The sequence below is a fragment of the Streptomyces sp. TRM70350 genome, assembly GCF_019219825.1.
GTDB lineage: Bacteria > Actinomycetota > Actinomycetes > Streptomycetales > Streptomycetaceae > Streptomyces.
Map to the genome: position 1 here is coordinate 1 of NZ_JAHUXH010000014.1, position 24507 is coordinate 24507.

The following is a 24507-nucleotide window of genomic DNA, read 5'->3' on the forward strand; positions in this document are numbered from 1 at the left end:
CCGGAAGGAACCCGCGTCGAGGAGCAGCTCGATCCGCTCCCGGGCCGTCAGCCTGCCCTTCGCGTGCTGGGCCGCCGTGGCCTTCTCGCTCGGGCCGGCCACCGCCCGCGCACGAGTCTCGTACAGCTCGGCGACCCGCCCTCGCGCGTCGTGTACCGCCGACTGGGAAGTCATGTCGACCGGTCTCAACCTTCCAGGCGGAGCACGGCCGTGTCGAACCTGGTCATGGTGCCGCTGTAGCCGCCGGTGAGCGCGGAGAACCAGACGGCGTCGCGGGCGCCGATCCGGTCGCGCTCCAGGACGAGCGGTCCCTCGGCGGTGGTGACGCGAACGTAGTCGCCGACGGTGTCCGCCGTCGCGGAATCGCTCGCCACCGCGTCCAGCAGGGTGCGGAACTCCGGGACGTCGAGGACGTACAGGGTGGCCATCAGATGGTGTCCCTCTCGTATCGTGCGGCGATCAGTTCGGCCTTGCGCTGCCAGGTGGCCTTGAGCGACGGATCGCCCTTGCGGACCACGTCGGTCAGCGCGGCCACGGTCAGCTCGGCGTCGCGGGCGTCGATGTCCCCGAACTCCCGCAGTGGGCGGGTGATTTCGAGTTGGATGCCGTTCGGGTCGTCGAAGTAGATGGATTCGATCATTTCGTGGGCCAGCGGAGGGGTGACCCGGATTCCGGCGGCCTTCAGCTTGGCGCGCCAGGCCAGGAGTTCTTCCTCGGTGTCGACGTGCAGGGCTATGTGCCGCGACACGTGCATGAGATCGTCGGGGGCCTGGTCCTGGGGGAGGTCGAAGTAGTAGAAGAAGGCCAGGTGGTTTCCCTTGCCCAGGGCGAAGAAGAAGTGGACGAAGTCCGGGAAGTTCTCCGACAGCCAGCCGGTTCCCGTGACGGCGTGGACGAGGGGCAGGCCGAGGGCGTCGCGGTAGAAGCTCACGGTGGCCTCGGGATCCCAGGTGACGTGGGCCAGGTGGTCGACTCCCTGGAGCGAGAGCCGGTCGGGCGGAGTGGAGTTGCCGGTGGATTCCATGCTCGTTTTCCTTTCCTGGCGTACGGGTGGGCTGCCGTCACCGGCTTTGAAGAGCGGTCAGCCGGGTAGGCGCGGCCGGTTCGCGGTCAGCTTCCGCAGGGCCTTCTTGTCGATCTTTCCGACCGGCGTCTGGGGCAGTGCGGGGAGGAACATGAGCAGTTCCGGGGTCTTGAAGGCGGCCACGCCGCGCTCGTGGAACAGGCGCTGGATGTCCGCCAGATCGAGCGTCTGCCCGCTCTTGAGGACGACACAGGCGCACACCGACTCGCCCAGCTCCCGGTGTGGCGAGGGCACCACGGCGACGTCGGCGACCTGCGGCAGGCTGCGCACCAGGTCCTCGACCTCGTCGGCGGAGATCTTCTCGCCGCCGCGGTTGATGAGGTCCTTGGTGCGGCCCTCCACGGTGAGATTGCCCGCCGCGTCCTGGCGGACGACGTCTCCCGTGCGGTACCAGCCGTCCGCGGTGAAGGCACGCGCGTTGTGCTCGGGGGCGGCGAAGTAGCCCCTGGGCGTGTAGGGGCCGCGGGTGAGGAGTCGGCCCGGCTGCCCCGGGGGGACGGGAACGTCGTCGTCGTCGTCGACGAGCAGGATCTCGTCGTCCGGGCAGATGGGCCGCCCCTGGGTGGTGAGGACCAGGTGGTCGGGGTCGTCGAGGCGCGTGTAGTTGAGCAGGCCCTCGGCCATGCCGAAGACCTGCTGGAGCCGGCCGCCGAGACCGCCCAGGAGGCTCCGCGCCTCGGCCGGGGACAGCACGGACCCGCCGACCTGGACGACCCGCAGGCTGGACAGGTCGTGGTGGTCCGTCGCCGCTGCGGCCAGCCACCGTCGGGCCACGGCGGGGACGAGCGAGGTGACCGTCGCCCGTTCCCTTTCCACGGCGGTGAAGGCGGCCTCGGGGTTCGGCGACGGCATCAGCACGGCCCGGCCGCCGTTCATCAGCGCCGCGAGCACGCCGGGGCTGGCCAGGGCGAAGTTGTGCGCGACGGGCAGGACGGCGAGATAGACGGTGTCCCGGCCGTAGCCGCAGACCTCGCCGCTGCGGCGGGCGTTGTACTCGTAGTCGTTGTGCGTCCTGGCGATGATCTTCGGCAGGCCCGTGGTTCCGCCGGACAGCAGGAACAGCAGCACCTCGCTCGCGTCGGGGGCCAGGGCGTCGAGCCGGTGCCGCCGGGCGGCCGGGTCACCGGTGGCGGTCATGAGCGCGCGCAGGTCGACGTTGCCGGGGCGCACCGTGTCCCCGACGACCAGGACCCGGCATCCGTGACCGCGTACCCGTGCGACGTGTTCGGCGAGCGACTGGTGGTCGAAGTCGCGCCAGCTGCTGGGCGCCACCACGGCCGAGACCTCGGCGAGCTCGGCCATGTACGTCAGCTCGTGCTCGCGGTGCGGGGGCAGGGCGAGGACCGGGGCCACGCCGAGCCGGGCGCAGGCGAGGACGAGGGCGATGAACTCCCAGCAGTTGGGCAGCTGGACGAGGATGCTGTCGCCGCGCTTCAGGCCGGTGCCGGCCAGGCCCTCAGCCAGGTTGTCGGCGGTCTCGGCGAGTTCCCGGTAGGTGACGCGCCGGGCGCCGTCGACCAGGGCCACGCGCGGCCCGTAGGCGTCCGCCCACTCCCACATCAGCGCGCCCAGCGGTCGCTGCCGCCAGTAGCCCTTCGCGACGTACCGCCGGACGAACTCGTCCGGCCAGGGGACGACACCCGCTCGTGTCATGGGTTTCTCCTGCTTCTGCGGTCCTGTACGCACGGATCGAGGGGCCGGCGCCGAGGTGGCGCCGGCCGGTTGCCTGATCAGCCGACGAGGATTTCGGCGGCGGTCCGATCGGCGGCGGGCGCGTTGTCGGAGGGCAGGTCCAAGTCCGCCTCACCCGGCGTGAGCGCGCCGCGCAGGAAACCGGCCACGGCCTCCACCGAGGGCCGCTCCCACAGCAGCGTGGCCGGCAGGGCGAGCCGGAACCGCTTCTCCAGACGACGGCGCACGACCACGGTCATCACCGAGTCGAGGCCCAGCTCCGTCAGTGGGGCCCGCACGTTGAGGTCCGCGGGGCTGGTCTTCATGACGTCGGCGACGCTCTGGCGGACGGCGTCGACCAGGTAGCCGTGCAGCTCGTCGGGGGGCAGCGACTGCCACTCGGCGTCCTGGGTGTCCGCGGAGGCGGTGCCCCCGCCGTCGTCGACGGTCAACTCGGAGAGCAGCCGCGGCCGTACGGCGCCCGGCGCCGGCGGCAGTGTGCGCAGGACGGCGTAGTAGCCGCGGTCGTGCCGGTCGGCCAGTTCCCAGCAGCGGAACGCCTCCGCCACGGTGATGTCGGCGGTGCCGCGTGCCTCCAGTTCGGCGTCGATCACCTCGGAGGAGGTCGACATGCCGAGCCCTCGCCACGACGTCCAGCCGAAGCTGACCGTGGCGTGGTCACCGGCGGCCCGCCGGTGACCGGCCAGGGCGTCGAGGAAGGCGTTGGCGGAGGCGTAACTGGCCTGTCCGGGCAGTCCCAGGAGCAGACCGCAGGACGAGAACAGGGTGAAGAAGTCGACGCTGCCGGGCGGGAAGATCTCGTGCAGGACCAGGGCGCCGTCCACCTTGGGCCGCAGCACCGTGCGCAGCGATTCCTCGGTCAGGTCCGCGAGCATGCGGTTGTCGAGGACACCCGCGGCGTGCACCACGCCCTTGACCGGCGGGAGTTGCAGTTCGGACGGGGACAGCAGCTTGGCCGCCTGGTCGCGGTCGGCGATGTCCAGGGCGAGGGCCCGTACGGTCACGCCGAGCGCTTCGAGCGACCGCACGGCCTCGATCTGCCGCTGGACGCGCGGGTCCTCGACCGTGTCCCAGGTCTCGCGGGGCGGCAGCCCGGAGCGTCCGGCGAGCACCAGGCGCCGGGCGCCCCGGCCGGCCATCCAGTGGGCGATCTCCAGGCCGAGTGCGCCCAGACCGCCGGTGATCAGATAGGTGCCGTCGGCCCGGAACTCCGTCGCGGCCCGGGTCGCGTCCCTCTCGATCCGGGCGAGCCGGCTGACGGTCCACCGCCCGTCGCGTACGACGACGACGTCCTCGCCCCTGACCGAGCCGAGCACGGACAGCAGTGCGTCGGGGTGCGGCGGCGCGCCGTCCGCCGCGAGGTCGACGAGTCCGCCCCACAGGTCGGGATGCTCACCGCCGATGACCCGGCCGAGCCCCCAGAGGCCGCCGTGACCGAGTCCGGTGGTGTCGGCGCTCTCGTACACCCCCTGAGTGAGGCACCACAGCTTCGGCCGGTCCGCGAGCCGCGCGGCGGCGAGCCACTGCGCGGTGCCGGCCAGCAGCCAGGTGGTGCGGAAGGCGGCGTCGTTCACGGTCTCCGTCGCGGCGGTGACCGCGGGCACCACCAGCACTGCCGTGAACGCCCCGAGCCGCTCCCGCACGGTGTCCAGTTCCCGGGGCGTCGTCAGGCTCACGCAGGGGGTGCCCGCGGTGGTCAGCCGGCCGGCGAGGGCGGTCTTCAGCGCGCTGTCGTCGCCGACCAGCACGACGAGGCCGGGGCGTTCGGCCGGGGAGGCGTCGAGTTCGAGGGGCCGCCACACCATCTCGTGGATGAGGCGCCGGGGGCTGGCCGCCGCGCCGGGGTCGCCGTCCAGCACGCCGTAGCGCAGTCCGCGCAGGGTGGCGACGACGCGGCCCGTCTCGTCCGCGATCTCGACGTGCACGGTGTCCGTGGCCGCCGTTCCCTCGGCCACCCGCACGCTGATCAGCACGCGGGCGGGCGAGTCGCCGCGCAGGGCGATCTCCCGGATGTGCGCGGGCATGCGCAGGGTGGGCGGGCCGTCGAAGGCGACGGAGGCGATGGAGAGGGCGGCGTCGAGGACGGAGGCCCAGGAGGTGGGCCGCTCCTCGCGTTCGCCGTCGGCACGGACGCGGGCCAGCAGCTCGCCCGGGCCGTGCAGCAGTTCCTCGACGGCCCACGGGAAGCCCATCGCGGCGACGCCGACCGAGGCGAGCCGGTCGATGGGGAAGTCCGCAGAGAGGGACTCCGTGCAGCGGCTCAGGACGTCCGCGAGCGGGAGCATGCGGTCGTCCGCGACGGTCACGCCGTGCGACACCGAGGCCGTGGTGTGGGTCAGCCACGCCTGGCCGTCCGCGTCGTCCGCGTCCTGGTCGAGCAGCCGCGACGCCAGGCGTACGGTGCCGTCCTGGAGGGTGACTTGCAGCTCCCGCGCGGCGGTGACGGATACGGGCACGCGCAGTGACACGTCGCTGAGCGCGGGCCGCTCGCCGGAGCCGGTGGCCGCGGTGAAGAAGGTGTTCAGCAGGACGGTGGCGGGGATGATCTCGACGCCCTGGACGGGGTGGTCGCCGGGGTAGGGGCGGCAGGTCTCGTCGAGGTAGGTCTGCCAGACCTTCAGCGGTGTCGTCCCGGTCACCACGGTGCGGGTGCCGAGCAGGGTGTGGCTGTCCACGTCGTGGCCGCCGCCACCGGCCGTCCTGGGCCCGGACTCGGCCCAGTAGGGGCGGTGCTGCCAGGCCGGCGGGGGCAGTTCCGCGAGGGCGGACGCGGGCCACATCGCCGCCCAGTCGATCTCGCCGCCGTGGCAGTGCAGGGCGCCCAGGTTGGTCAGCAGCGTCTCGCGCTCCGGCTTGCCGCGGCGCAGGGTGTGGGCGACCAGGGCGTCGGTGACGCCGAGGCCGTCGAGGGTCTCGTCGATCGAGTGCGCCACGACGGGGTGCGCGGAAACCTCGACGAACCGGCGGTAGCCGTCCTCGACCGCGGCCGTGACGGCTTCGGCGAAGCGGACGGGGTTGCGCAGGTTGGCGGCCCAGTAGCCGCCGTACCGGAGGGGGTTCGCGCGAGGGTCGTCCAGGGCCGTCGTGTAGACGGGGAGCACGGCGGGGCGGATGTCCAGGTCGTGGTCGGCGGCGGCGAGTGCGTCGAGGAGCGGGTCCATGTGGCTGCTGTGGAAGGCGACATCGGAGTCCACCCGCCGTACGACGAGCCCCTCGTCCTTCCACCGGGCGCTCACGGACTCCACCGCGGCCGCGTCCCCGGCCACCACGGTGGAGGACGGCGAGGCGGAGATGGCGGCGACGACGTCGGTCCGGTCGGCCAGCCGCCGGGCCGCCTCCTCGAAGGGCAGGTTCACCATCGCCATGCCGCCCAGGCCGGCGACCCGGCGCAGCAGGATCGACCGGCGGCAGATCAGCCGCGCACCGTCTCGGAGGCTGAGCGCGCCGGCCGTCACGGCCGCCGCGATCTCGCCCACCGAGTGCCCGATCACCGCGTCCGGCACGACGCCCCGAGCACGCCACACGGCGGCCAGGCCGACCTGCATGGCGAAGATCATGGGCTGGATCCGGGAGACGTCCCCCAGCTCGCCGTCGCTGATGACCTGGCGCGGGGAGAAGCCGATCTCCGCCATGAAGACCGGGGTGATCTCGTCGATGACGGCCGCGAACTCCGGGTCCGAGGCGATGAGTTCGCGCCCCATGCCGGCCCACTGGGCGCCGTGCCCGGAGAACACCCACACGAGTCCCGCACCGGCGGCTGGCCCGGACACGCTGCGCCCGGACGCGACGCCCGGTGCGGAGTCCCCGGCGGCCAGCGCCCGCAGCCGTGAGACCAGCTCGGCGCGGTCGCCCGCGACGACCGTCGCGCGATGGGCGAGGTGGGACCTGCGCAGAGCGAGGGTGTGTCCGAGCGCCGCGGCCGACGGGGCGGTGGCCTCGGTCTCCAGCACGTCCGCGAGCCTGCCCGCGTACTCCCGGACCGCGGCCTCGGACGCGCCGGAGAGCGGGTACACCCGGGTGGCGGGCCGCCCGTTCCTCCCGTCCTGGCCGTCCTGGCCGTCCTCCGCCGGTTCGGCGCCCTCGGGGGCCTGTTCCAGGATGACGTGGCTGATGGTCCCGCCGTACCCGTAGCCGGACACACCGGCCCGGCGCGGCCCGTCGGTACGCGGCCAGGCAGTCGGTTCGGCGACGACGCTGAGGCCGGACTCGGCCCAGGGGATGGCGGGGTTGGGTCGCTCGAAGTTGGCGGTCGGCGGTATCTGCGCGTGCCGCAGGGCGAGTACGGCCTTGATGACACCGGCCACGCCCGCGCCGGCTTCGAGATGACCGATGCTGGGCTTGACCGACCCGATGAGGCAGGGCCGGCCGGCCGGACGGTCCGCGCCGAACACGGCGGCCATGGCGCCCGCCTCGATCGGGTCGCCCATGCGGGTGCCGGTGCCGTGCGCCTCGACGTAGTCGACGGAGGCGGGGGAGATCCGCGCGTGCTCGTACGTGCGGCGCAGGAGGTGCGTCTGCGCCTCCTGGCTGGGCGCCATGATGCCGTTGGTCCTGCCGTCCTGGTGGATGCCGCTGCCACGGATCACCGCGAGGACGCGGTCGCCGTCGCGCCGGGCGTCGCTGAGCCGCTTGAGGACGATCACGCCCGCGCCCTCGCCGCGGCCGTACCCGTCGGCGGCGGCGTCGAAGGACTTCGAGCGGCCGTCCGGTGAGGTCGCGCCGGCGGCGTCCAGGACCATCGTCAGCCCCGGCCCCGCCATGATCATCACGCCGCCGGCCAGGGCGAGCGGCACCTCGCCCAGGCGCAGGGACTGGCAGGCCTGGTGGATGGCGACCAGGGACGAGGAGCACGCGGTGTCCACGGCGACGCTGGAACCGCGCAGGTCGAGCGTGTACGAGATCCTGTTGGCGACCGCGCAGAAGGCGCCGCCGATGCCCGTCCACGCCTCGATGCGCGGCAGGTCCTCCAGGAGACGCCGGCCGTAGTCGTCCGAGCCGACACCGATGAAGACACCGGTGTCGCCGCCGGCGAGCGAGCGCGGCGGAACACCGGCGTGCTCCAGGGCCTCCCAGGCGACTTCCAGCACGATCCGCTGCTGCGGGTCCATCAGCTCCGCCTCGCGCGGGGTGATGCCGAAGAACTCCGCGTCGAATCCCTCGATGTCGGACAGGAACCCGCCGAAGCGCGTAGTGCGCCTGAGCAGGGCCGCGTTCTCCGCGCTGGAGGAGGTGTACGGCTCCCAGCGCTCGGGCGGGATCTCACCGATGGCGTCCCTGCCCGCCATCAGAAAGTTCCAGAACCGCTCGGGAGAGTCGATGTCGCCGGCGAACCGGCATCCCATTCCGATCACCGCGATCGGCTCGTTCGCCGTCGCTTCGTGCTCTGTCTCCGGATTCCGGCTGACCACTGGAGCCCCCTCGTCGCTGCCTGCGTCGGGCGTACGAGAAGATCCTGGGCAACGCGACATGCCGCCCGCCTGCGGCGCACATGGGGGTGGGCGGCGTCCGGCAGCCGAAACCTGGCGCGGCTAAACGTTAGCCGACCAATTGTTGGGCCGCAAGAGATTCGTCGCGACCAAGTCATGTGCCAGGTGGGGAACTTGTAGCCTCTGGGCAGAAGAAGGCCGATGTCCACGGCAGGAGGCGCGCCGGGTGAATCCCGCATTCGACGACGGATCGGTGAACCAGCTGCTGGCGAGCATCGCGCGCACCCACCGCAACCTCGCGGGCGCCCTGCTGCGCCGGGTGGGCCTCTTCCCCGGGCAGGAGCTGCTGCTGATGCGCCTGTGGAACCGCGACCATCAGCCGCAGGGCGATCTGGTGGCCGCGCTCCGGCTGGAGGCGTCGACGGTGACGAAGATGCTCAAACGACTGGAGGCGCAGGGCTTTGTCACGCGGCACCGCCCGCCCGGCAACCAGCGGATCGTGATCGTCTCCCTCAGCGACAAGGGCCGCTCGCTGCAAGGCGAAGTGGAGGAGCTCTGGCGGGAGCTGGAGCAGGCTGCGGTCGGCCGGATGAGCTCCACCGAGCTCGACCGGACCCTGGAGGTGCTGCGCCGCCTGGAGGCCGACCTCGCCGAGGCCCAGGCGTCCCGCGAGCCCCGGCCCTCCCCGCCCGAAGCGGAGTAGAGCCGGGGGCCGGGGGCAGAGCCGGGGCCGGGGGCAGAGCCGGGGCCGGGGGCAGAGCCGGGGCCGGGGTCAGAGCCGGGGCCGGGGTCAGAGCCGGCCCAGCGGGTGCGCCACGACGATGTCGAGCCGCCCGGACAGCAGGGCCGTGTGGATCCGTGTCCCCCAGCTCTCACCGCGATGCGAGTCCGGCGCGGCGAGCGCCCATCCGTCGGGCACGTCCAGAAGGACGGTCTTGCGCGTACGCTCGCGCACCAGGTCCGCGTAGCCGAGGGCCCGGTCCCATCCCTCCACGGTCAACTCCTCCTCCGGCAACCGGAGATGTACGCCGACGGCTCCGGCCCGCGTCTGCTCCGAGCACCACCGGACGAAGTCCTCGCCCTGGGTGGTCCACGCGGGTACGGGCGGACAGTCCACGCCGACCATCACCGACGCACCGTCCCCGAGCGCCGCAGTCGTGGGCAGTACCCGCTCGATCAGCCGTATCCCCACCGCTCGCGCGAACTCCTCGCCGACCGTGTCCTGCGCCCGCACCAGGGCCATGGGCTGGGCACCGTGCCCCCGGACCCGCTCGATCGTCGCCCGCCAGGTGTCCTGGTCGCCGTCGGGGCCGTCCGCGGACCAGTCCACGATGACGAGTCCGCCGCCGGCCCGGGCGCTCGACTGGATGGCGTCCGGTGGCGTCACGGTGGCGATGCGGTTCGCCAGCACGGTGCCGTCCACGGTGAGCGGCAGGCAGACGGCTGAGCGGGCGGCCCCGGGCTCGGGCGGCGTGCCGGGCGCCGACCGGCGTGCGAACCAGGACTCGACCTCGTCGACGCGTGACGCGTGACGACGCTTCAGACCCGCGTACGAGATGGCTCCGGTCCTGGTGAGGAAGTGGAAGCCGAACTGCTCCGGCTCCATGTGCAGCCGCCGGGCGAAGGTGCTCCACCACCGCATGCTGGGTGCGGCCCACTCCTGGGTGCGCCGCACCTCCGGGCGCCGCCGCGTCTCGTACGCGCGGAACGCGTCGGCCGTCGTGCCCTCCGTGTCCAGGGCCTCGGCGAGGGCGATCGCGTCCTCCATGGCCATCTTGGTGCCGGAGCCGACCGAGAAGTGGGCGGTGTGGGCGGCGTCCCCGAGCAGGACCATGTTCCGGTGCGACCAGGTGTCGTTGCGCACCACCTGGAACGAGGCCCACTTGCTGTTGTTGACCAGCAGGGGATGGCCGTCGAGATGCTCCTTGAAGATCTCTTCGAGCAGTTCCTTGGAGTGCGTGTCGCTCACGCCCGGGGCCCGGGCCGCCCGCGTGGAGGCGTCCATGCCCGCCGCCCGCCAGGTGGCCGTGTCCGTCTCGACGATGAAGGTGCTGGTCCCCGGCTCGTACGGGTAGGCGTGCGCGGCGAACGGCCCGAAGCGCGTCGGGACGAAGGGGAAGGTCACCCGGTCGAAGCGCGCCGGGGTCCCGAACCAGATGTACTGGGGGCCCGACGCGTCGACGGTCGTGCCGAATGCCTGCGCGTACGCCTTCCTGGTGGCGGAGTTGGCGCCGTCCGCGACGGCCACGACGTCCGCGTCGCCGACCGCGTCCGCGAGCGGGATCTCGTGGTGGAAGCGCAGCCGGGCGCCGACCTCCGCGGCCTGCTCCTGGAGGATGCGCAGCAGTGTCCTGCGGGAGATCGCGGTGAAGCCGTAGCCGCCGTACCGCAGGGCGCGGCCCCGGTGTCGCAGTTCCATGTCGGTCCACTGCACGCTCGCCTCGCGCAGGCGTCGGCAGGTCTCCGGGTCGGCCCGCTCGAAGGCGGCCATCGTACGGTCGGAGAAGACGACTCCGAAGCCGAAGGTCGCGTCGGCGGCGTTGCGTTCGTGGACGGTGACCGATGCCTGCGGGGCGCGCATCTTGACGAGGCGGGCGAGGAAGAGACCGGCGGGGCCGCCGCCGATCACGGCGAAGGTCTGAGGTCGCATGGTGGTGGCTCTCCTGGAGGCGGACAGAGGGCGGACGGGGGGGAGCCCCGGCGAGCGGCGCGACCGCCGCGCTCGTCGGGGCTCATGCCTGACAGGGCCGTAGGGGTCAGGGGTCACGCCACGGGGGCGGGTTCCCTGGCGGCCTCCTCGTCCTCCGCCACGTTCAGTTCCTCGTAGAAGGGGCAGCCCCAGTGGGGCTCGAACGGGGCGAAGGTGTCCCACCGGGACTGGGCGCGCAGGTGCCGGAGCAGGACGTTGCGCGGGTTCCAGAAATCACCGCTGACCAGCCGCGCGACCCACTTGTTGGTGCCGAGCTGGTCGCCGGAGATGTCGAAACCGGCCTCCATGAGGAAGCCGCGCAGGCTGTAACCGGCCTCGTAGTAGGCGTGGATGAGGCGTCCGTAGACGTCGTAGCCGGTCTTGTAGAAGTTGGAGTAGGCGAGCTGAAGCTCGTCGGTGCGCTCCGGCTCGGACAGGATGGCGTCGACCGTCTCGGCGGCCTTCAGGCCGGTGCACATGGCGAGGAAGACTGGCAGCCGGTTTCGCCGGAAAGTACTTCGGCTGCGCCCTGGGGATGAAGGCTGCGGGATTCTCCTGGCGTGAGTCCTACGCCGTCGGCGGACTGATGAACGCCCGTGGCCTGATGATCCTCATCTTCATCAACATCGGCCTGGCGCAGGGGATGATCACCCAGGACGTCTTCTCCCTCCTGGTGCTGGTGGCGGTGGTCACGACCGCCGGCGCGCTGCCGCTGTACAAGCTGGCGCTGCCCGACCGTATGGAAAGGCAGCTGAGGACGACGGACGACACGGAAGCCCCGCTTCCCGAACTGGCCCGAATCAACTGACCGAGCCCGCTGCCCTGCCCTGCCCTCCCTGCCCTGCCCTCCCTCTCCCCTCTCAAGGAGCCACCACCATGAGCGAGACAGTCATCCGCGCCGACGACGGCACCATCTCCATGATCAACGTCTTCGAGGTCGAGCCCGAGCGCCAGCAGGACCTCGCCGAACTGCTCAGCGAGGGCGCCGAGAAATACATCCGCCACCGACCGGGATGCATCTCGGTGAACATCCTCCCCAGCAACGACGGCAAGCGGCTCATCTACTTCGCCCAGTGGCGCAGCAAGGCCGACATCAAGGCGACCATGGCGGACCCCGACTGCCAGGTCTACCGAGACAAGGCAGCCGAACTGGCCAAGCCGGACGCCCACGCGTACTCGGTGTTCGCGGTGCATCATCCGGAGAGCTGACAGCCGGTGAACGCCGCAGACGGCACCCGGCAGGATTTTGGTGTGCCCCGCCCGAAGAGGGATCCCGCCGAGCTCACCGGCCCTCCAGTCGTGACCGGCGGTATTGCCGCTGTCGCGGGTCTCGGCTACGGGTTCCGACGGCGGTCCGTCACCCGCGATACGATCTCGCGCCTCCGGGGAGCGGCCGTCACCTCCTTGGAGTCGAGGATGTCGTCGCCGTACAGGTCCTGCAGCCAGTTGATCTGGTAGATCGTGTCGAGGTAGCGCTCGCCGAGGTCCGGGGCGATGGCCACGGCTGTGAGGCCGCGTGCGTCGTGCCGGTCCAGCCAGTCCATCGCGCCGCTGACCACGGTTCCCGTGGAGCCGCCGAACAGGAATCCACGCCGGGCCAGCCGGTGGCAGGTGCGGATGGTCTCCGCCTCCTCGACGCGGACCACCTCGTCCACGTACGACTCGTCGAGCAACGGCGGGCGCATGCTCATGCCCACGCCGGGGATCATCCGGCGACCGGGCGGGCCACCGAAGGCGACCGAGCCCACGACGTCCACGGCGACGATCCGCACCGGCCGGTGCCACTGCCGGAAGTAGCGTGCGCAGCCCATCAAAGTCCCGGTGGTGCCTGCCCCGATGAACAGCACGTCGAGGCGCGGGAACTCGCCGGCGATCTCCGGTGCCGTCGTGCGGTAGTGGGCCCGCCAGTTGCCCGGGTTGGTGTACTGGCTCAGCCACACGTACCGGCCGTCGGCCGCGCACAGCCTACGGACGTAGTCGATGCGCTTGCCCAGGAATCCTCCGTTGGCGTCGAGGTCGGCGATGATGTGCACCTCGCTGCCCAGCGCTTCCATCAGCAGTCTGGTCGACAGGTTGCAGCGGGAGTCCGTCACGCACAGGAACCGGTATCCCTTGCTCGCGGCGATCACGCTGAGCGCCACGCCGAGATTGCCGGACGAGGACTCGACGAGGATCGAGGCAGGCGTCAGTCGTCCGTCGCGCTCGGCGCTCTCCACCATCTCGGTCGCGGCCTTCAGCTTGATGGAGCCGGCGAAGTTGAAGCCCTCGCATTTCAGGTAGAGACGGCGTCCGAGAATCGGCTGCAGGTCAACGTAGAGCCGGCTTTCGTTGAAGGCGTGGGGAGTGGAAATGACGGGCACGTGGGCCTCCTGTTGCCAGGGCTGAGGGTGTGGCTTCAGCCGTACCGGCGCAGGTCGTGGAAGAAGTCGTCGATGAGGCGGAGCTCCCCCGCCCGGGCTGCTTCGTCGTACACGTACATGCCCACGGCGAGGTCGAGAACGCCGAGCCCGAACGGCGAGAAGATCACGGTCCGGTCGGCCGGCACGGTCAGCCGTCCGGTCATGACGTCGTCGAGGGTGCCGTCGAGGAAGTCGCGGTTGCCGGTGAGCTGCTCGGCCAGGTGGGGTGAGGTGTCGGCCTTCAGACAGTGGTCGACGTCGTCGACGATGTTGGCCGAGTCGAGCAGGATCTGCGGAGCGAGGTCGCGCAGGGACACGTGCAGGACCAGCGGGTGGTGCGTGAACCAGGCCGGGTCGGTGACGTGGGGCTCGCCGGCGACGGTGGCGAAGACGACCAGGTCGCAGGAACGGATCAGTTCCTCGGCGCTGTCGTGGACCGTGACCGGTGCGGTGGTGCCGGCCTGGCGCAGGTAGCCGGAGAAGCCGGCGGTGCTGTCGGCGGAGACGTCGTACATGCCGATCGTGTCGAACGTCCAGCCGGTGCCGGCCAGGAAGGTGTGGATGTAGCGGGCGATCAGACCGGTACCGAAGAATCCGACACGGGTGGGGCGGGGCCGGGTGCGGCTGAGCCAGTCGGCTGCCAGCGTGGCGGATGCCGCGGTCCTGGTCGCGCTGATGATGGAGCTCTCCAGGCAGGCGAACGGGTAGCCCGTGTCATGGTCGTTGAGGATGAGGACCGCGGACGCCCGAGGCAGGCCCGCCTGCACGTTGGCCGGGAAGCTGGAGATCCATTTCAGACCGTCCACCTGGAACGACCCGCCTATGGAGGCCGGCAGCGCGATGATGCGCGAGGCCGGGCGGTCGGGGAAGCGCAGGAAGTACGACGGGGGGTTGACCGAGTCGCCGGCGCCGTGCAGCCGGTAGGCGGCCTCGACCAGCTCCACGATCTCCTTTTCGCGTCCGCTGAGTGCTTGCTGTACCTGCGCGCCGGAGATCACCGCGAAGGTCGGCGCCGAGGACGCGTGGGAGGTGGCCCGCCCGGTGGCGGGTGACATCAGGTGGGTCATCGCCGGCTCGCCTCCGGCTGGGGGCAGCGGTCGGCCAGGCGCCGGGGCTCGGCCATGGCGACCAGCACCTCGCGCTCCCCGGTGAAGGCCTCTCTGCTGTGCGCGGTACGGATGTTGTCGACGAGCATCAGATCGCCGGGCTGCCAGGGCTCGCGCCGGGTGTGCTCCTCGTAGACGGTGTTGAGCAGGCGGACGATGTCCTCGCTGATCTCGGTGCCGTCGCCGAAGCGGGTGTTGAACGGCAGTCCGTCCTCGCCGTAGACGTCCAGCAGGTACTCGCGCACCTCGGGGGCGAGCGTCCACTCGTTGAGGAACGCGATCTGGTTGAACCAGCAGCGCCGGCCGGTGACCGGGTGCCGTACGACGGCGCTGCGGCGCTGGCGGGTGTGCAGTGAGCCGTCGGGCCGCCAGGTGAAGTCGATGGCCTGGGCGCGGCAGTAGCGTTCGATGGCGGCGCGGTCGTCGGTGCCGAACGACTCCGTCAGGGAGGCCCCGATCTCGTCGTTGTAGCTGCGGGTCAGCAGCCAGCCCTCGCGCTCGAACCGGTCGCTGAGCTCGGTGGGCAGGGCCTGCAGCACCTGTTCCGCGTCGGCCACCGCCGTCGCACCGCCCTGGCTGGGCGCGGTCAGGCACGCGAACAGCATCAGGCCGGGAACCTCCAGCGTGTAGCTGAGCTCGTGGTGCATGCACATCGGCTGGTTGGCCGGCCACGTGGTCGAGGAGTAGACCCCGCGGCCGTGGCTCTGACGGGGGGCGAATGCCTCCCTCTCCGTCATCAGATCGTCGGACAGGGCCGCGAAGACGGCACCGGTCTGATCCGCGTCCCGCAGGTCCAGGCCACGGACGAGCAGCACGCCGTGCTGGTCGACGTGTGCGCGCAGCGCGTCGCGGTGCCGGGCGGCCCAGCTCGCCGCATCGCCGGGGGACTCGGCATGCAGGACCGCAGGCCGGTCCGGCCGCAGCTTCAGGTCGAGCAGGGGTGTCAGGGGCGAGGACGACATCTCGGTTTCCTTTCGGTTGTCCCGCTGAAGGCTCTGGCGGCTGAACACAGGGGTGATCGTTGGATGCTCACGAGGCGGCCAGTGGTTCGGTGGCGCCCAGGACGGCCCGCGCGGCTTCGGCCGGACGGGTGCGCAGGAAGTAGTGGCCGCCGTCGGCGAGTTCGTGCAGGTCCACGTGGTCGGCCAGGAGCTGCCAGTCGCGGTGGCGGTCGGCGAATCCGGCCGTGTTCGGGTCGTCCGCGGCGACGACCACGGTGACCGGCGCCGACAACTTCACCGGCCACGGGCTCTCCAGGGCGTCGGCGAAATAGCGGTGGGCGGACGCGCAGTCGTGCCGGTAGGCGGCACCGACGTGCTCGGCGTGCTCGGCGTTCAGCTCCGCGAGTTCCGGGTAGCCGCCGTCGCCGACGAGTCGGGCGGCGATCTCGGCGTTGCTGCGGCGTGTCAGCTCCGTGAGGCCGGCGCGCCGGTCGGCGGCGGTGCCGAGCAGCTGTGCGGCGAGGAACACCCGCGGGACGTCCACGCCGAGCTCCCGCAGCTCTCTGGCCGTCGCCACGGCGGGCGCGGTACCCGACGAATGGCCCCAGATCATGACCCTGGTCAGGCCCCGTTCGGCGATCTCGGCGGCGACCCGCTGCGCCACCTGCCCGATGGTGGCGAACGGCTCGCCCTGGGCGGCCGGGTCGTGACCGGGCAGATCGACGGCGTACACCGCGAGCCCGCTGCCCGCCAAGGCGCCGGCCATCGGCTGGTAGTTGACCGCGTTGCCGCCCGCGTAGGGGAAGCACACCAGTGCGCAGTCCGGCGCCCCGCCAGTCCCGCCCGACAGCGGCTGGAGCAGCTCCGGGCGGTGCCGGGAGCCGCCGTCGAGGAGCGCGGCCAGGTCTGCCAGGACCGGGTGCCGGGTGATGTCCTTCAGGGACACGGCGCGGTCCAGGGCGAGAGTGAGCTTCACCGCCGTGAGGGAGGTGCCACCGGAGTCGAAGAAGTGGTCCGTACGGCCGATCTGTTGTTCGGGGACGCCCAGCAGTTCGGCCCAGACGGCCGCCAGCTTTCGCTCGGTCGGGGTGAGCGGGGCGCGGTCGTGGTCCTGACCGGCGTCGTTCTCCGTCGGTGCCGCCGTCTGTTCGGCCAGCGCGGTCAGGGCCTTCCTGTCGACCTTGCCGTTGGCGGTCAGCGGCAGGCTGGGCTGCCAGTGGAAGGCCGAGGGGACCATGTAGGCGGGCAGTACGGCGGCCAGCGCCTCGCGCAGGACGTCCGTCTCCTGGCGCTCGCCCGTGCAGAAGGCGATGAGGTGCTTGCTGTGGCCGGCCCGTTCGGCGATGACGACCGCGGCGTCCCGCACCCCGGCCACCCGCAGCAGGGCGTTCTCGATCTCGCCGATTTCGATGCGGAATCCGCGGATCTTGACCTGGTTGTCGCGGCGGCCGAGGAACTCCAGTCTGCCGCCCGGGTGCCAGCGCCCCCAGTCGCCGCCCAGATAGAGCCGTTCACCCGGTCGGTACGGGTCCTCGCGATAGGCCTCACGGGTCCGTTCGGGATCGTTGATGTATCCGCGCCCCACGCAGACACCGGAGAACGCGATCAGTCCCGGGGCGCCGAGCGGCACCAGTGACAGATGCTCGTCGACGACGTACACACGCACGTTGTTGACCGCGCGCCCCAGCAGGACCCGCTCGGGCACCTTGTCCATGACCTCGTGGTTGGTGTCGTCCGACGTCTCGGTCAGTCCATAGGCGTTGACGAGCCTGATGCCGGGCCGGATCGCGAACCAGCGCTGGACCAGCTCCCGCTTGAGGGCCTCACCGGTGACCGACACGCAGCGCAGGTCCGGCAGTGCGCGGGGATGCCGCTCCAGATACGAGACCACGACCTCCAGGTAGGAGGGCACCACCTGGACGACACCGGCCCGGCCGCGGACGATCGTGTCGAGGAACTGCTCCACGTCGACGACCGACTCCTGCCCGACGAGCAGGGTCTGCCCGCCCACCAGCAGCGCGGACACCAACTGCCACAGCGAGATGTCGAAGCACTGCGGGGCTGTCTGCGCCACCACGCGCCCCTCGGCGATCCCCAAGTCGCCGATCTTGGCGAAGAGATGGTTGAGCATGCCGGCGTGCTCGCACATCGCTCCCTTCGGCTCGCCGGTGGAACCGGAGGTGAAGTAGATGTAGGCCAGCTGATCGCCGGCGACCTGCACCCCGACGTCCGTGTCGGGGTGCTGCTGTGCGTACGCCTTCTCGATCAGCAGCACCCCGGCCTCCGGCAGGGTGGCCAGGGCCTGGTCGAGGGTGTGGGTGCTGCCGGATTCCGTGAGCACCAGCCGGCAGCCTGCGCGCGACAGCATGGCCGCGATACGGCCGGCCGGGAAGTGCGGCTCGATCGGCAGGTACACGCCGCCCGCCTTGAACACCGCCAACGTCGCGGCCAGCCAGTCGAGGTTGCGTTCGGTGACGACCGCGACCACGTCTTCCCGGCCCAGCCCCTCCTCCAGCAACGCCCGCGCCAACTGGTTCGCGCGCGCGTTGAGTTCCCCGTACGTCCATGAGCGGTCGCCGTGCACCGCCGCCACCCGGTCCGGGTGGGCCCGTACGCGCTGCTCGAACAGCTCGTGCGCCCGCCTGTCCGGCAGCGGCCGGCGGGGCCCGGCCAGCCCTTCGAGCTGCTCGTCCACCTCCTCGGCCGACAGCAGGCTCTGCCGCGTGTGGTCGGCGTCGACACCGGCCGCCATCAACCGCAGTGCGGCCACGTGATAGCCGCCGATGCGGGCCGCGCACTCGGCGTCCAGTACCTGCGTGCGGTAGCGCAGCCGCACCACCGGCCGACCGTCACGGTCGCACCAGCCCACTCCCAGCACGGCGTCGCCGACCAGCCCGCCGTCGGTCCCCGCCGGATCGCACACCACCTCGTACGACGGCCCGGCCACGCCCAGTTCCCGACGCAGCTCGTCCACGGGGAAATGCCGGTGCGCCAGCAGCTCCGCCTCGACGCGACGGGCGTTCGACACCAGGTCGCGCCACGACCCGGGGCCGACCGTCAGGCGGCACGGCAGCGGGCCGCCCCGGCCCCCGGCGACGTACCCCGTCACGACCTCCTGCTCACCGGACAACGCGGCCAGCACCTTGGCATGCGCGGCCAACAGCACCGCGCTCAACGGCACGTCGAGCTCCCGTAGCAGCCCGCGTACCGCGTCGCTCACGTGGTCCGGCACCGCCGCCTCGTACTCGGCCACTCCCGTCACCGGTTCCCGAACCCACCGTGGCACCGCGGTGAAACCACCAGCGGTCAGCACACGGCTCCAGAACTCCCGGTCCGTGTTCAGGCGTGCTCCCATGGAACGGCCCTCCTCAGCTCAGAGTCGTCACGGCGTCGTCGGCGGAGGACCTCGGCGTCGCATCCGGCATGTCGGCGGCGGGGTTTCCACCCCACCGCGCGTTCGGGGGGACCTCCTCGCCTTTCATGAGAAAGGAATCGGGTGCCAGCACGGCGCCGTCACCCATCGTCACGCCGTAATGCACATGGGCGGAGACGCCGAGGGTGCAGCGCGCTCCGAGTGTGCTGCGGTCGGACTTGAAGGTGCCGTCCTCCTGCGAGTGGCACTGGATTTTGCTCCCGGCGTTGAGGGTGCATTCGTCCCCGATGGTGGTGAGGGTCCGCTCCGTCAGATAGCAGCCGTCGTCAAACACTCTGCTGCCGATGCGCACGCCCAGCATCCGCCAGATCAGGCTTTTGAAGGGGGTTCCGTTGTAGATGTCGAGGTGCTCGTCCGGAACCTTCCACAGGCGCTCGTGCCACCAGAAGTACGGGTCGTAGATGGAGCACAACCGGGGGCGCAGGGAACGGAATGACGTGATGCAGCGTTCCAGCAGGATGTAGTAAAGGGTGGAGAAGCCGAGCGTGAACGCGAGATACGCGGCGATCACCACGTGCCCGAGCACGCCGTACACGTCGATGGAGGCGAGCGCGAGCATCGTCAGCGCAAAGGTGTGCAGCCACCGCACGAACAGCATCAAGGCCATCGAGCGAAGGTTGTAGCGGTTCTTCGCGGCGAGCCGGCGGCGCAGCCGCTCCCCGGTCCTGAGGTCGTCGAACCGTGAGTCGCGCTCGACCGACCGCGGAATCTCGAAGCAGGGTGAGCCCAGGAGCCCCACCCCATTGCGGACTTCACCGTGAAGGGGAACCATGACCTTCGTCGCCAGCAGGCAGTTGTCACCTGTCCTGGCGCCCACGGGGTAAGCGATGTTGTTGCCGAGGAAGTTGTGCGACCCGATCGACGCCCGGGATACCCGGAAGGACGTGCTGGAGTATTCCGCGTTCATGATGGAGAGCCCATCGGCCACCATCGTTCCCCTGCCGACAGTCACCAGATAGGGACTCTCGTGCTGCACTTCGGTGCCGAAGTTCGACCCGGTCTGCTCGACCCGCGACAAGTCGTAGCCGAGACCCTTCAGGTAGTACACGACGTAGGAACTGTCACCGAACAGCCACGCGAAGAACTTGATGTTCGTCATGCGCGCCATGGCCCGGTGCACCGAGTAGTGGAATCCGCAGAGCGGATACACCTTGTCGGGCTCGATGACCAGGTTCAGCAGGCGCGGAACGGTGTACAGCGCGACGAGGCCTGCGACGACGGACCCGAAGAACAGCACGAGTGACACCACCAGCGCGTCACTGATCAGCCGCTCCGCCGCGAGTCCGGCCGTCTCCGGCGCAAGGTGGTTGCCGATGGCCGGGACTTCCTCGAACAGCATGTAGGTTCCGCCGACGGCCAGCGGTAAGTACAGGAAGAACAGCTGGAGCAGGGTCATCAGGCCGTACGAGGCCCGGCGCCAGGTGCCGCATCGCGTCGGCGCCACCCTCACGTAGTCGATCTCCGTGGGCTGTGCCGGGGATCCGTGCCAGTGCTCGCCGTCCGGGACCGCCTGGCCGCGGTACAGGGCGGACGAGTGGCCGAGCTGTGTTCCGTCGCCCATCCGCGTGTCGATGTCCAGGACGGTCTTCTCGCCGATGAACACATCACGGCCGAGCGTGACCGGGCCGGTCTGGATGCGCCCGGCGTGTGCGCGGTAGCAGAGGAAGAACGAGTCCTTGCGGATCACCGTGCCGGCGCCGATCGTGAGCAGGTCGGTGCAGACCGGGAGGGAGTGGGACAGGATCGTGACCCCCTTGCCGATACGCGCGCCGAGTGCCCGCAGATACAGCGGGTACAGGGGATTGCCCACGAACAACAGCACCGGATTGGCGTGGAGCAGTACCTTGACAAGCCAGAAGCGCAGGTACGTCAGACTCCAGACCGGGAACTCGCACGGTTTCCAGCGGCCGACGAGAATCCATTTGGCGACGACCGGGAACGCGCACAGCGCTACGAAGCCGACGCCCCCGAAGAGCAGCGACCGTAGATAGATGTCGGCCGCACCTGATCCTGCGGCGACCCATGTGAATCCCCGGGCAGCCACCATTCCCGCGGCGGCGGAATACCCCAGGAACATCGACAACTGAAGGATTCCGCAGAGAACGTATGTCAGCCGGCTCGTCGACGTCACCGGCGACGGTGACGTCACGTGCGAGGGCGACTTCGGGAGAGAGCAGTCCGCGGAGGCGGGAGGCGTGGCCGCGAGAGCTGCCGCCAGGCTTCGGATCGTGGAGTACCGGTAGATGTCCTTCATGGACGCCGACGGCAGATCCGGTCTCCGTCTGAGCCTTGCGCAGAACTGGGCCATGACCAAAGAGTTGGCACCCAAGTCGTCGAAGAAATGCCGGTCGACCGGAACATGGTCGACGCGTATGACGGCGGCCAGGACCTGAGCGAGTTCACTCTCGGTGTCCGTACTCCGGTCGACAATCCCTTGGTCCAGCCCGGTTATATCGACCTCGGAAGACTGCTCCACCGTGCGACCTCCTTGAAGACGCTTCGACAACCTGCGGCCACGCATGGCCGGCCCGGTGTCCTCGCGCTCCGGGAAAAGCTCGACCGAGCGATTGGAAGGCACGAGGGTGCGTTCTTTCCTGATCACGAACCGTGGGTTTCAGTTTCGGTCGGCTACCGAGAGGTCGCCAGTCCGAACGGAGCGCAACGTAAGGCGGGAACGCTCGATGGGCTTTGTCTGCCTTGGTTTCTCCACACGGCTGGGGTGAGTGACGGTTCACCCGTACGGGCCACCCTCGGCCACGCTCACGACTGCCGGGCACCCCTCGCCGCCGACAGCTTCCGGGCGACGCCGGACGGCCTGGGCAGCACCGGGGACTGGAACATGCATGTGGGGCGGGCGACCCTCAGGTCACCCGCCCCACAGTTGTGACGGCCCCGCAGTTGTGACGGCGATCCGGCTCGGCCTCAGTCGCGGTCGTCGCGGTGCGAGGCCTCCTCCTCGGCCTCCTTGGCCTGTACCTCGGGGTCGAGTACGGACTGGCCGCTGCCGTCCACCGACGTGAGCCGACCGGACTCGGAGACCTCGGTCGCGGCGGGGGGCTCGACCAGCCAGTCGGGGTTGGCCTGCTTGTCCCACCACTTCCAGGCGGCGAAGGCACCGCCCGCGAGGACGCCGAGGACGGCCAGCACCTTCACGGCCCGGCCGGCCTTCGCCCGGCGCTCGTGCTTGCGGACGAGCTTGTGGATCTCCTCGGGCGAGACCTGGCCGCGCAGCGCGGCCAGCACGGCGGCGCCCCGGGCCGCGGCCTCGTCCTTGACGGGCCCGGCCACGGCCGCTGCCTGCTCGATCCTCGGCCGGGAGTACTGGGCGGCCTGCCGCGCGGCTTCGCGGGCGCGGAAGGCGGCCTCCTGGGCGGCGTGGTCGACCTTCGGCGGCACATGGGTGCGGGCCTGCTCCAGGCGCGGCGCGAGATGCGACGCGTACTGGACGCGGGCCTGTCCGGCGGCCTGCGACACCCTGGGCGCGAGCCGTACGCGTGCCTCGTGTGCGTAGTGCGCGGCCCGGTCCTTGGCCGTGTCGGCGTAGGGCGCCACCACTTCCGCGGCGTGCAGCACGCTGCCCTTCGCCGAGCCGGTCGCGGCGCGCACGCTGTCGATGCGGGTCACGGGATCCTCCTCCTCGGTGGCGTACGGTATTTCGACTTTCCACCCTTTTACGGATCATGCCTGCCGGAGAGCGATGTGGCATGTGAGGGTGGGCATCCGGGTCACGGGTGCGGTGCAATAGCGGATGAATACGGGGCAACAGGAGCTTGTCGTCGACAATGCCACGGATCGGCGCCCCGCGCCTGCGTCCCCCGACGACTCGTCCGGATTTCCGCAGGCGATACGCCCGGATACACGCATGTCAGCGGCGTCGGACGACGCCGGGCGTGGACCGTGCGAGGATCGTGGAGTCACAGGAAGACAACGGAAGGCAGATCGTGGCCGAGCAGCTCTACGCCACCCTGAAGACCAACCACGGCGACATCCAGGTTCGACTGTTCCCGAACCACGCGCCGAACACGGTCAGGAACTTCGTCGAGCTCGCCATGGGCGAGCGTGAGTGGACCCACCCGGCCACCGGTGAGAAGTCCACGGCCAAGCTGTACGACGGCACGGTCTTCCACCGGGTCATCAGCGGCTTCATGATCCAGGGCGGTGACCCGCTGGGCAACGGCACGGGCGGCCCGGGTTACCAGTTCGGGGACGAGTTCCACCCGGACCTGCGGTTCGACAAGCCGTACCTGCTGGCCATGGCGAACGCCGGCCCGGGCACCAACGGCTCGCAGTTCTTCATCACCGTCTCCCCGACGGCATGGCTGAACCGCAAGCACACCATCTTCGGTGAGGTCACCGACGCGGCCAGCCAGAAGGTCGTGGACTCCATCGCGACCACCCAGACCAACCCGCGCACCGACCGCCCGCTCAACGACGTCGTCATCGAGACGGTCGTCGTCGAGTCCCGCGAGGGCTGACCCCCGCGACGTCCCGTGACGCCCCGTGACGCCCCGTGACGTCCCACGACGTCCAGCGAGGCCTGAGGCCCGCGACACCCGCCAGGCCCGAGACCTGCCGGGGAACCAAGCGCCCCGCTCGTCCGTAAATATGAGCGGGGCGTAGCAGTGCCACGACGACTGAGGGGACCTCATGGACCAGGCGCAGGGCAGCCAGCAGGACGCGCAGAGCGCGCCGGTCTGCTATCGCCACCCGGGCCGCGAGACCGGCGTGCGCTGCACCCGCTGTGAGCGCCCGATCTGCCCCGAGTGCATGGTCAGTGCCTCGGTCGGCTTCCAGTGCCCCGAATGCGTCCGCGGCGCCGTCGGCACCGGCCACGCGCCGGGCGCCTCCCGCCCCCGCACCATCGCGGGCGGCACGGTCGTCGCCGACCCCAGGCTGCTCACCAAGATCCTGGTCGGGATCAACCTCGCGGTGTTCCTCCTCGTCCAGATCCGCCCGTCGGTGCTGAACAGCCTGGTGCTGGTCGGCGCGTGGCCGCCGGCGCCGTGGGGGCCGACGGAGGGCGTCGCGGAGGGCGAGTGGTATCGCCTGGTCACCTCGATGTTCACGCACGAGGCCGTCTGGCACATCGCCTTCAACATGCTCGGCCTGTGGTGGCTCGGCGGCCCCCTGGAAGCGGCCCTCGGCCGGGCCCGCTACCTGGCGCTCTATTTCATCTCCGGTCTGGCGGGCAGCGCACTGGCCTATCTGCTGGGGTCGCCGACCACAGCCACCCTCGGTGCCTCCGGCGCGATCTTCGGGCTGTTCGGCGCGACCGCCGTCCTCATGCGCCGGCTCAACTACGACATGCGGCCGGTCGTCATCCTGCTGGCGATCAACCTGATCTTCACGTTCACGTGGAGCAACATCTCCTGGCAGGCCCACATAGGCGGCCTCGTCGCCGGTCTGGTGATCGGCTACGCCATGGTGCACGCCCCGCGTGAGCGGCGGGCCCTGGTGCAGTACGGCGTCTGCGCGCTGATGCTGGCCGTGGTAGTCGGTGTGACGCTGCTGCGAACGGCCCAGCTCAGCTGAGCCGAGGGGTTATCCACTGAGCTCGACGGTTGTCCACAGCGTGTGGCGGATCTTGTGCACGCTGTGCGGGAACACCTGTGCCCCCTGCCGCCGACCCACGTTTCCGCAGGTCAGGCAGGGGGCGAACACGTTCTCGGGGGATCGTGTGACGGTCGTACCGGCGTCAACGCCCGATGGGTTATCCACAGATCGTCGTCTTTTCCCC

Annotated in this window: 18 protein-coding genes and 1 pseudogene; 6 read left to right on the top strand and 13 right to left on the bottom strand. The window is 70.7% G+C overall.

The features are described 5' to 3' along the window. The 5 genes and pseudogenes from KWI83_RS38840 to KWI83_RS21495 all read right to left on the bottom strand — a co-directional run. Positions 1 to 174: pseudogene (locus tag KWI83_RS38840) on the bottom strand (methylmalonyl-CoA carboxyltransferase); the annotation flags it as partial. An 11-nt stretch (positions 175 to 185) separates the two neighbouring features. Beyond that, positions 186 to 428, bottom strand: a complete 243-nt coding sequence (locus tag KWI83_RS21480; RefSeq protein ID WP_218516001.1) for a hypothetical protein — start codon at positions 426 to 428, stop codon at positions 186 to 188. After that, positions 428 to 1024, bottom strand: a complete 597-nt coding sequence (locus tag KWI83_RS21485; protein ID WP_218516002.1) for a VOC family protein — start codon at positions 1022 to 1024, stop codon at positions 428 to 430. Before KWI83_RS21485 ends, KWI83_RS21480 begins: the two co-directional genes overlap by 1 nt. A gap of 57 nt (positions 1025 to 1081) precedes the next feature. After that, positions 1082 to 2737 (bottom strand): (2,3-dihydroxybenzoyl)adenylate synthase, encoded by a 1656-nt coding sequence (locus tag KWI83_RS21490; RefSeq protein WP_218516003.1) that lies wholly within the window; start codon positions 2735 to 2737, stop codon positions 1082 to 1084. 77 nt (positions 2738 to 2814) lie between these two features. Further along, on the bottom strand, positions 2815 to 8127 hold the full coding sequence (locus tag KWI83_RS21495) for a type I polyketide synthase (RefSeq protein ID WP_308122126.1): 5313 nt from the start codon (positions 8125 to 8127) through the stop codon (positions 2815 to 2817). A gap of 301 nt (positions 8128 to 8428) precedes the next feature. Between KWI83_RS21495 and KWI83_RS21500 the strand changes: the two genes are divergently transcribed. Beyond that, complete coding sequence (locus tag KWI83_RS21500; RefSeq protein ID WP_218516005.1) at positions 8429 to 8905, top strand: MarR family transcriptional regulator; 477 nt, start codon at positions 8429 to 8431, stop codon at positions 8903 to 8905. Between the two features lie 87 nt (positions 8906 to 8992). Here the strand turns inward: KWI83_RS21500 and KWI83_RS21505 are convergent, their stop codons facing one another. Together KWI83_RS21505 and KWI83_RS21510 are read right to left on the bottom strand one after the other, a co-directional pair. Further along, positions 8993 to 10852, bottom strand: a complete 1860-nt coding sequence (locus KWI83_RS21505) for an FAD-dependent monooxygenase (protein WP_218516006.1) — start codon at positions 10850 to 10852, stop codon at positions 8993 to 8995. A gap of 113 nt (positions 10853 to 10965) precedes the next feature. Then, the gene (locus tag KWI83_RS21510) at positions 10966 to 11370 is read right to left on the bottom strand and encodes a hypothetical protein (RefSeq protein ID WP_218516007.1); all 405 of its coding nucleotides are present in this window, start codon (positions 11368 to 11370) and stop codon (positions 10966 to 10968) included. Between the two features lie 11 nt (positions 11371 to 11381). On the opposite strand from KWI83_RS21510, the gene KWI83_RS21515 reads away from it, so the two are divergent. Continuing rightward, a complete protein-coding gene (locus KWI83_RS21515) occupies positions 11382 to 11699 on the top strand; it encodes a cation:proton antiporter (RefSeq protein WP_256362630.1) in 318 nt (105 codons plus the stop codon). Positions 11700 to 11767: 68 nt separating this feature from the next. After that, positions 11768 to 12100 (top strand): putative quinol monooxygenase, encoded by a 333-nt coding sequence (locus tag KWI83_RS21520; protein WP_218516009.1) that lies wholly within the window; start codon positions 11768 to 11770, stop codon positions 12098 to 12100. 125 nt (positions 12101 to 12225) lie between these two features. On the opposite strand, the gene sbnA is transcribed toward KWI83_RS21520, so the two are convergent. From sbnA to KWI83_RS21545, 5 genes are all read right to left on the bottom strand, one after another. Further along, complete coding sequence (gene sbnA, locus KWI83_RS21525; RefSeq protein WP_218516010.1) at positions 12226 to 13251, bottom strand: 2,3-diaminopropionate biosynthesis protein SbnA; 1026 nt, start codon at positions 13249 to 13251, stop codon at positions 12226 to 12228. Positions 13252 to 13286: 35 nt separating this feature from the next. After that, positions 13287 to 14357, bottom strand: a complete 1071-nt coding sequence (gene sbnB, locus KWI83_RS21530; RefSeq protein WP_218516011.1) for a 2,3-diaminopropionate biosynthesis protein SbnB — start codon at positions 14355 to 14357, stop codon at positions 13287 to 13289. Further along, complete coding sequence (locus KWI83_RS21535; RefSeq protein ID WP_218516012.1) at positions 14354 to 15358, bottom strand: TauD/TfdA family dioxygenase; 1005 nt, start codon at positions 15356 to 15358, stop codon at positions 14354 to 14356. The genes sbnB and KWI83_RS21535 overlap by 4 nt, the downstream gene beginning before the upstream one ends. A gap of 67 nt (positions 15359 to 15425) precedes the next feature. Continuing rightward, on the bottom strand, positions 15426 to 18692 hold the full coding sequence (locus KWI83_RS21540) for an amino acid adenylation domain-containing protein (protein WP_218516013.1): 3267 nt from the start codon (positions 18690 to 18692) through the stop codon (positions 15426 to 15428). A 13-nt stretch (positions 18693 to 18705) separates the two neighbouring features. Then, a complete protein-coding gene (locus tag KWI83_RS21545) occupies positions 18706 to 21291 on the bottom strand; it encodes a Pls/PosA family non-ribosomal peptide synthetase (RefSeq protein WP_218516143.1) in 2586 nt (861 codons plus the stop codon). Between the two features lie 198 nt (positions 21292 to 21489). Between KWI83_RS21545 and KWI83_RS21550 the strand changes: the two genes are divergently transcribed. Then, positions 21490 to 21657 carry a hypothetical protein gene (locus tag KWI83_RS21550; protein ID WP_218516014.1) on the top strand — a complete coding sequence of 56 codons (168 nt, stop codon included), beginning with the start codon at positions 21490 to 21492 and terminating at the stop codon, positions 21655 to 21657. Between the two features lie 35 nt (positions 21658 to 21692). Here KWI83_RS21550 and KWI83_RS21555 read toward each other — a convergent pair whose 3' ends face one another. After that, on the bottom strand, positions 21693 to 22394 hold the full coding sequence (locus KWI83_RS21555) for a DUF5324 family protein (RefSeq protein ID WP_218516015.1): 702 nt from the start codon (positions 22392 to 22394) through the stop codon (positions 21693 to 21695). A 317-nt stretch (positions 22395 to 22711) separates the two neighbouring features. Here KWI83_RS21555 and KWI83_RS21560 point away from each other — a divergent pair, with 317 nt between their 5' ends. Together KWI83_RS21560 and KWI83_RS21565 are read left to right on the top strand one after the other, a co-directional pair. Continuing rightward, positions 22712 to 23245 carry a peptidylprolyl isomerase gene (locus KWI83_RS21560; protein ID WP_218516016.1) on the top strand — a complete coding sequence of 178 codons (534 nt, stop codon included), beginning with the start codon at positions 22712 to 22714 and terminating at the stop codon, positions 23243 to 23245. A 172-nt stretch (positions 23246 to 23417) separates the two neighbouring features. Then, the gene (locus tag KWI83_RS21565; RefSeq protein WP_218516017.1) at positions 23418 to 24302 is read left to right on the top strand and encodes a rhomboid family intramembrane serine protease; all 885 of its coding nucleotides are present in this window, start codon (positions 23418 to 23420) and stop codon (positions 24300 to 24302) included. Positions 24303 to 24507: the final 205 nt, after the last annotated feature.

What these genes read in the sequence shown, in the direction of transcription:
- KWI83_RS21480 (WP_218516001.1), bottom strand. Translation starts at nt 428, where the DNA reads ATGGCCACCCTGTACGTCCTCGACGTCCCGGAGTTCCGCACCCTGCTG.
- KWI83_RS21485 (WP_218516002.1), bottom strand. Translation starts at nt 1,024, where the DNA reads ATGGAATCCACCGGCAACTCCACTCCGCCCGACCGGCTCTCGCTCCAG.
- KWI83_RS21490 (WP_218516003.1), bottom strand. Translation starts at nt 2,737, where the DNA reads ATGACACGAGCGGGTGTCGTCCCCTGGCCGGACGAGTTCGTCCGGCGG.
- KWI83_RS21505 (WP_218516006.1), bottom strand. Translation starts at nt 10,852, where the DNA reads ATGCGACCTCAGACCTTCGCCGTGATCGGCGGCGGCCCCGCCGGTCTC.
- KWI83_RS21510 (WP_218516007.1), bottom strand. Translation starts at nt 11,370, where the DNA reads ATGTGCACCGGCCTGAAGGCCGCCGAGACGGTCGACGCCATCCTGTCC.
- KWI83_RS21520 (WP_218516009.1), top strand. Translation starts at nt 11,768, where the DNA reads ATGAGCGAGACAGTCATCCGCGCCGACGACGGCACCATCTCCATGATC.
- sbnB (WP_218516011.1), bottom strand. Translation starts at nt 14,357, where the DNA reads ATGACCCACCTGATGTCACCCGCCACCGGGCGGGCCACCTCCCACGCG.
- KWI83_RS21535 (WP_218516012.1), bottom strand. Translation starts at nt 15,358, where the DNA reads ATGTCGTCCTCGCCCCTGACACCCCTGCTCGACCTGAAGCTGCGGCCG.
- KWI83_RS21540 (WP_218516013.1), bottom strand. Translation starts at nt 18,692, where the DNA reads ATGGGAGCACGCCTGAACACGGACCGGGAGTTCTGGAGCCGTGTGCTG.
- KWI83_RS21545 (WP_218516143.1), bottom strand. Translation starts at nt 21,291, where the DNA reads ATGCGTGGCCGCAGGTTGTCGAAGCGTCTTCAAGGAGGTCGCACGGTG.
- KWI83_RS21565 (WP_218516017.1), top strand. Translation starts at nt 23,418, where the DNA reads ATGGACCAGGCGCAGGGCAGCCAGCAGGACGCGCAGAGCGCGCCGGTC.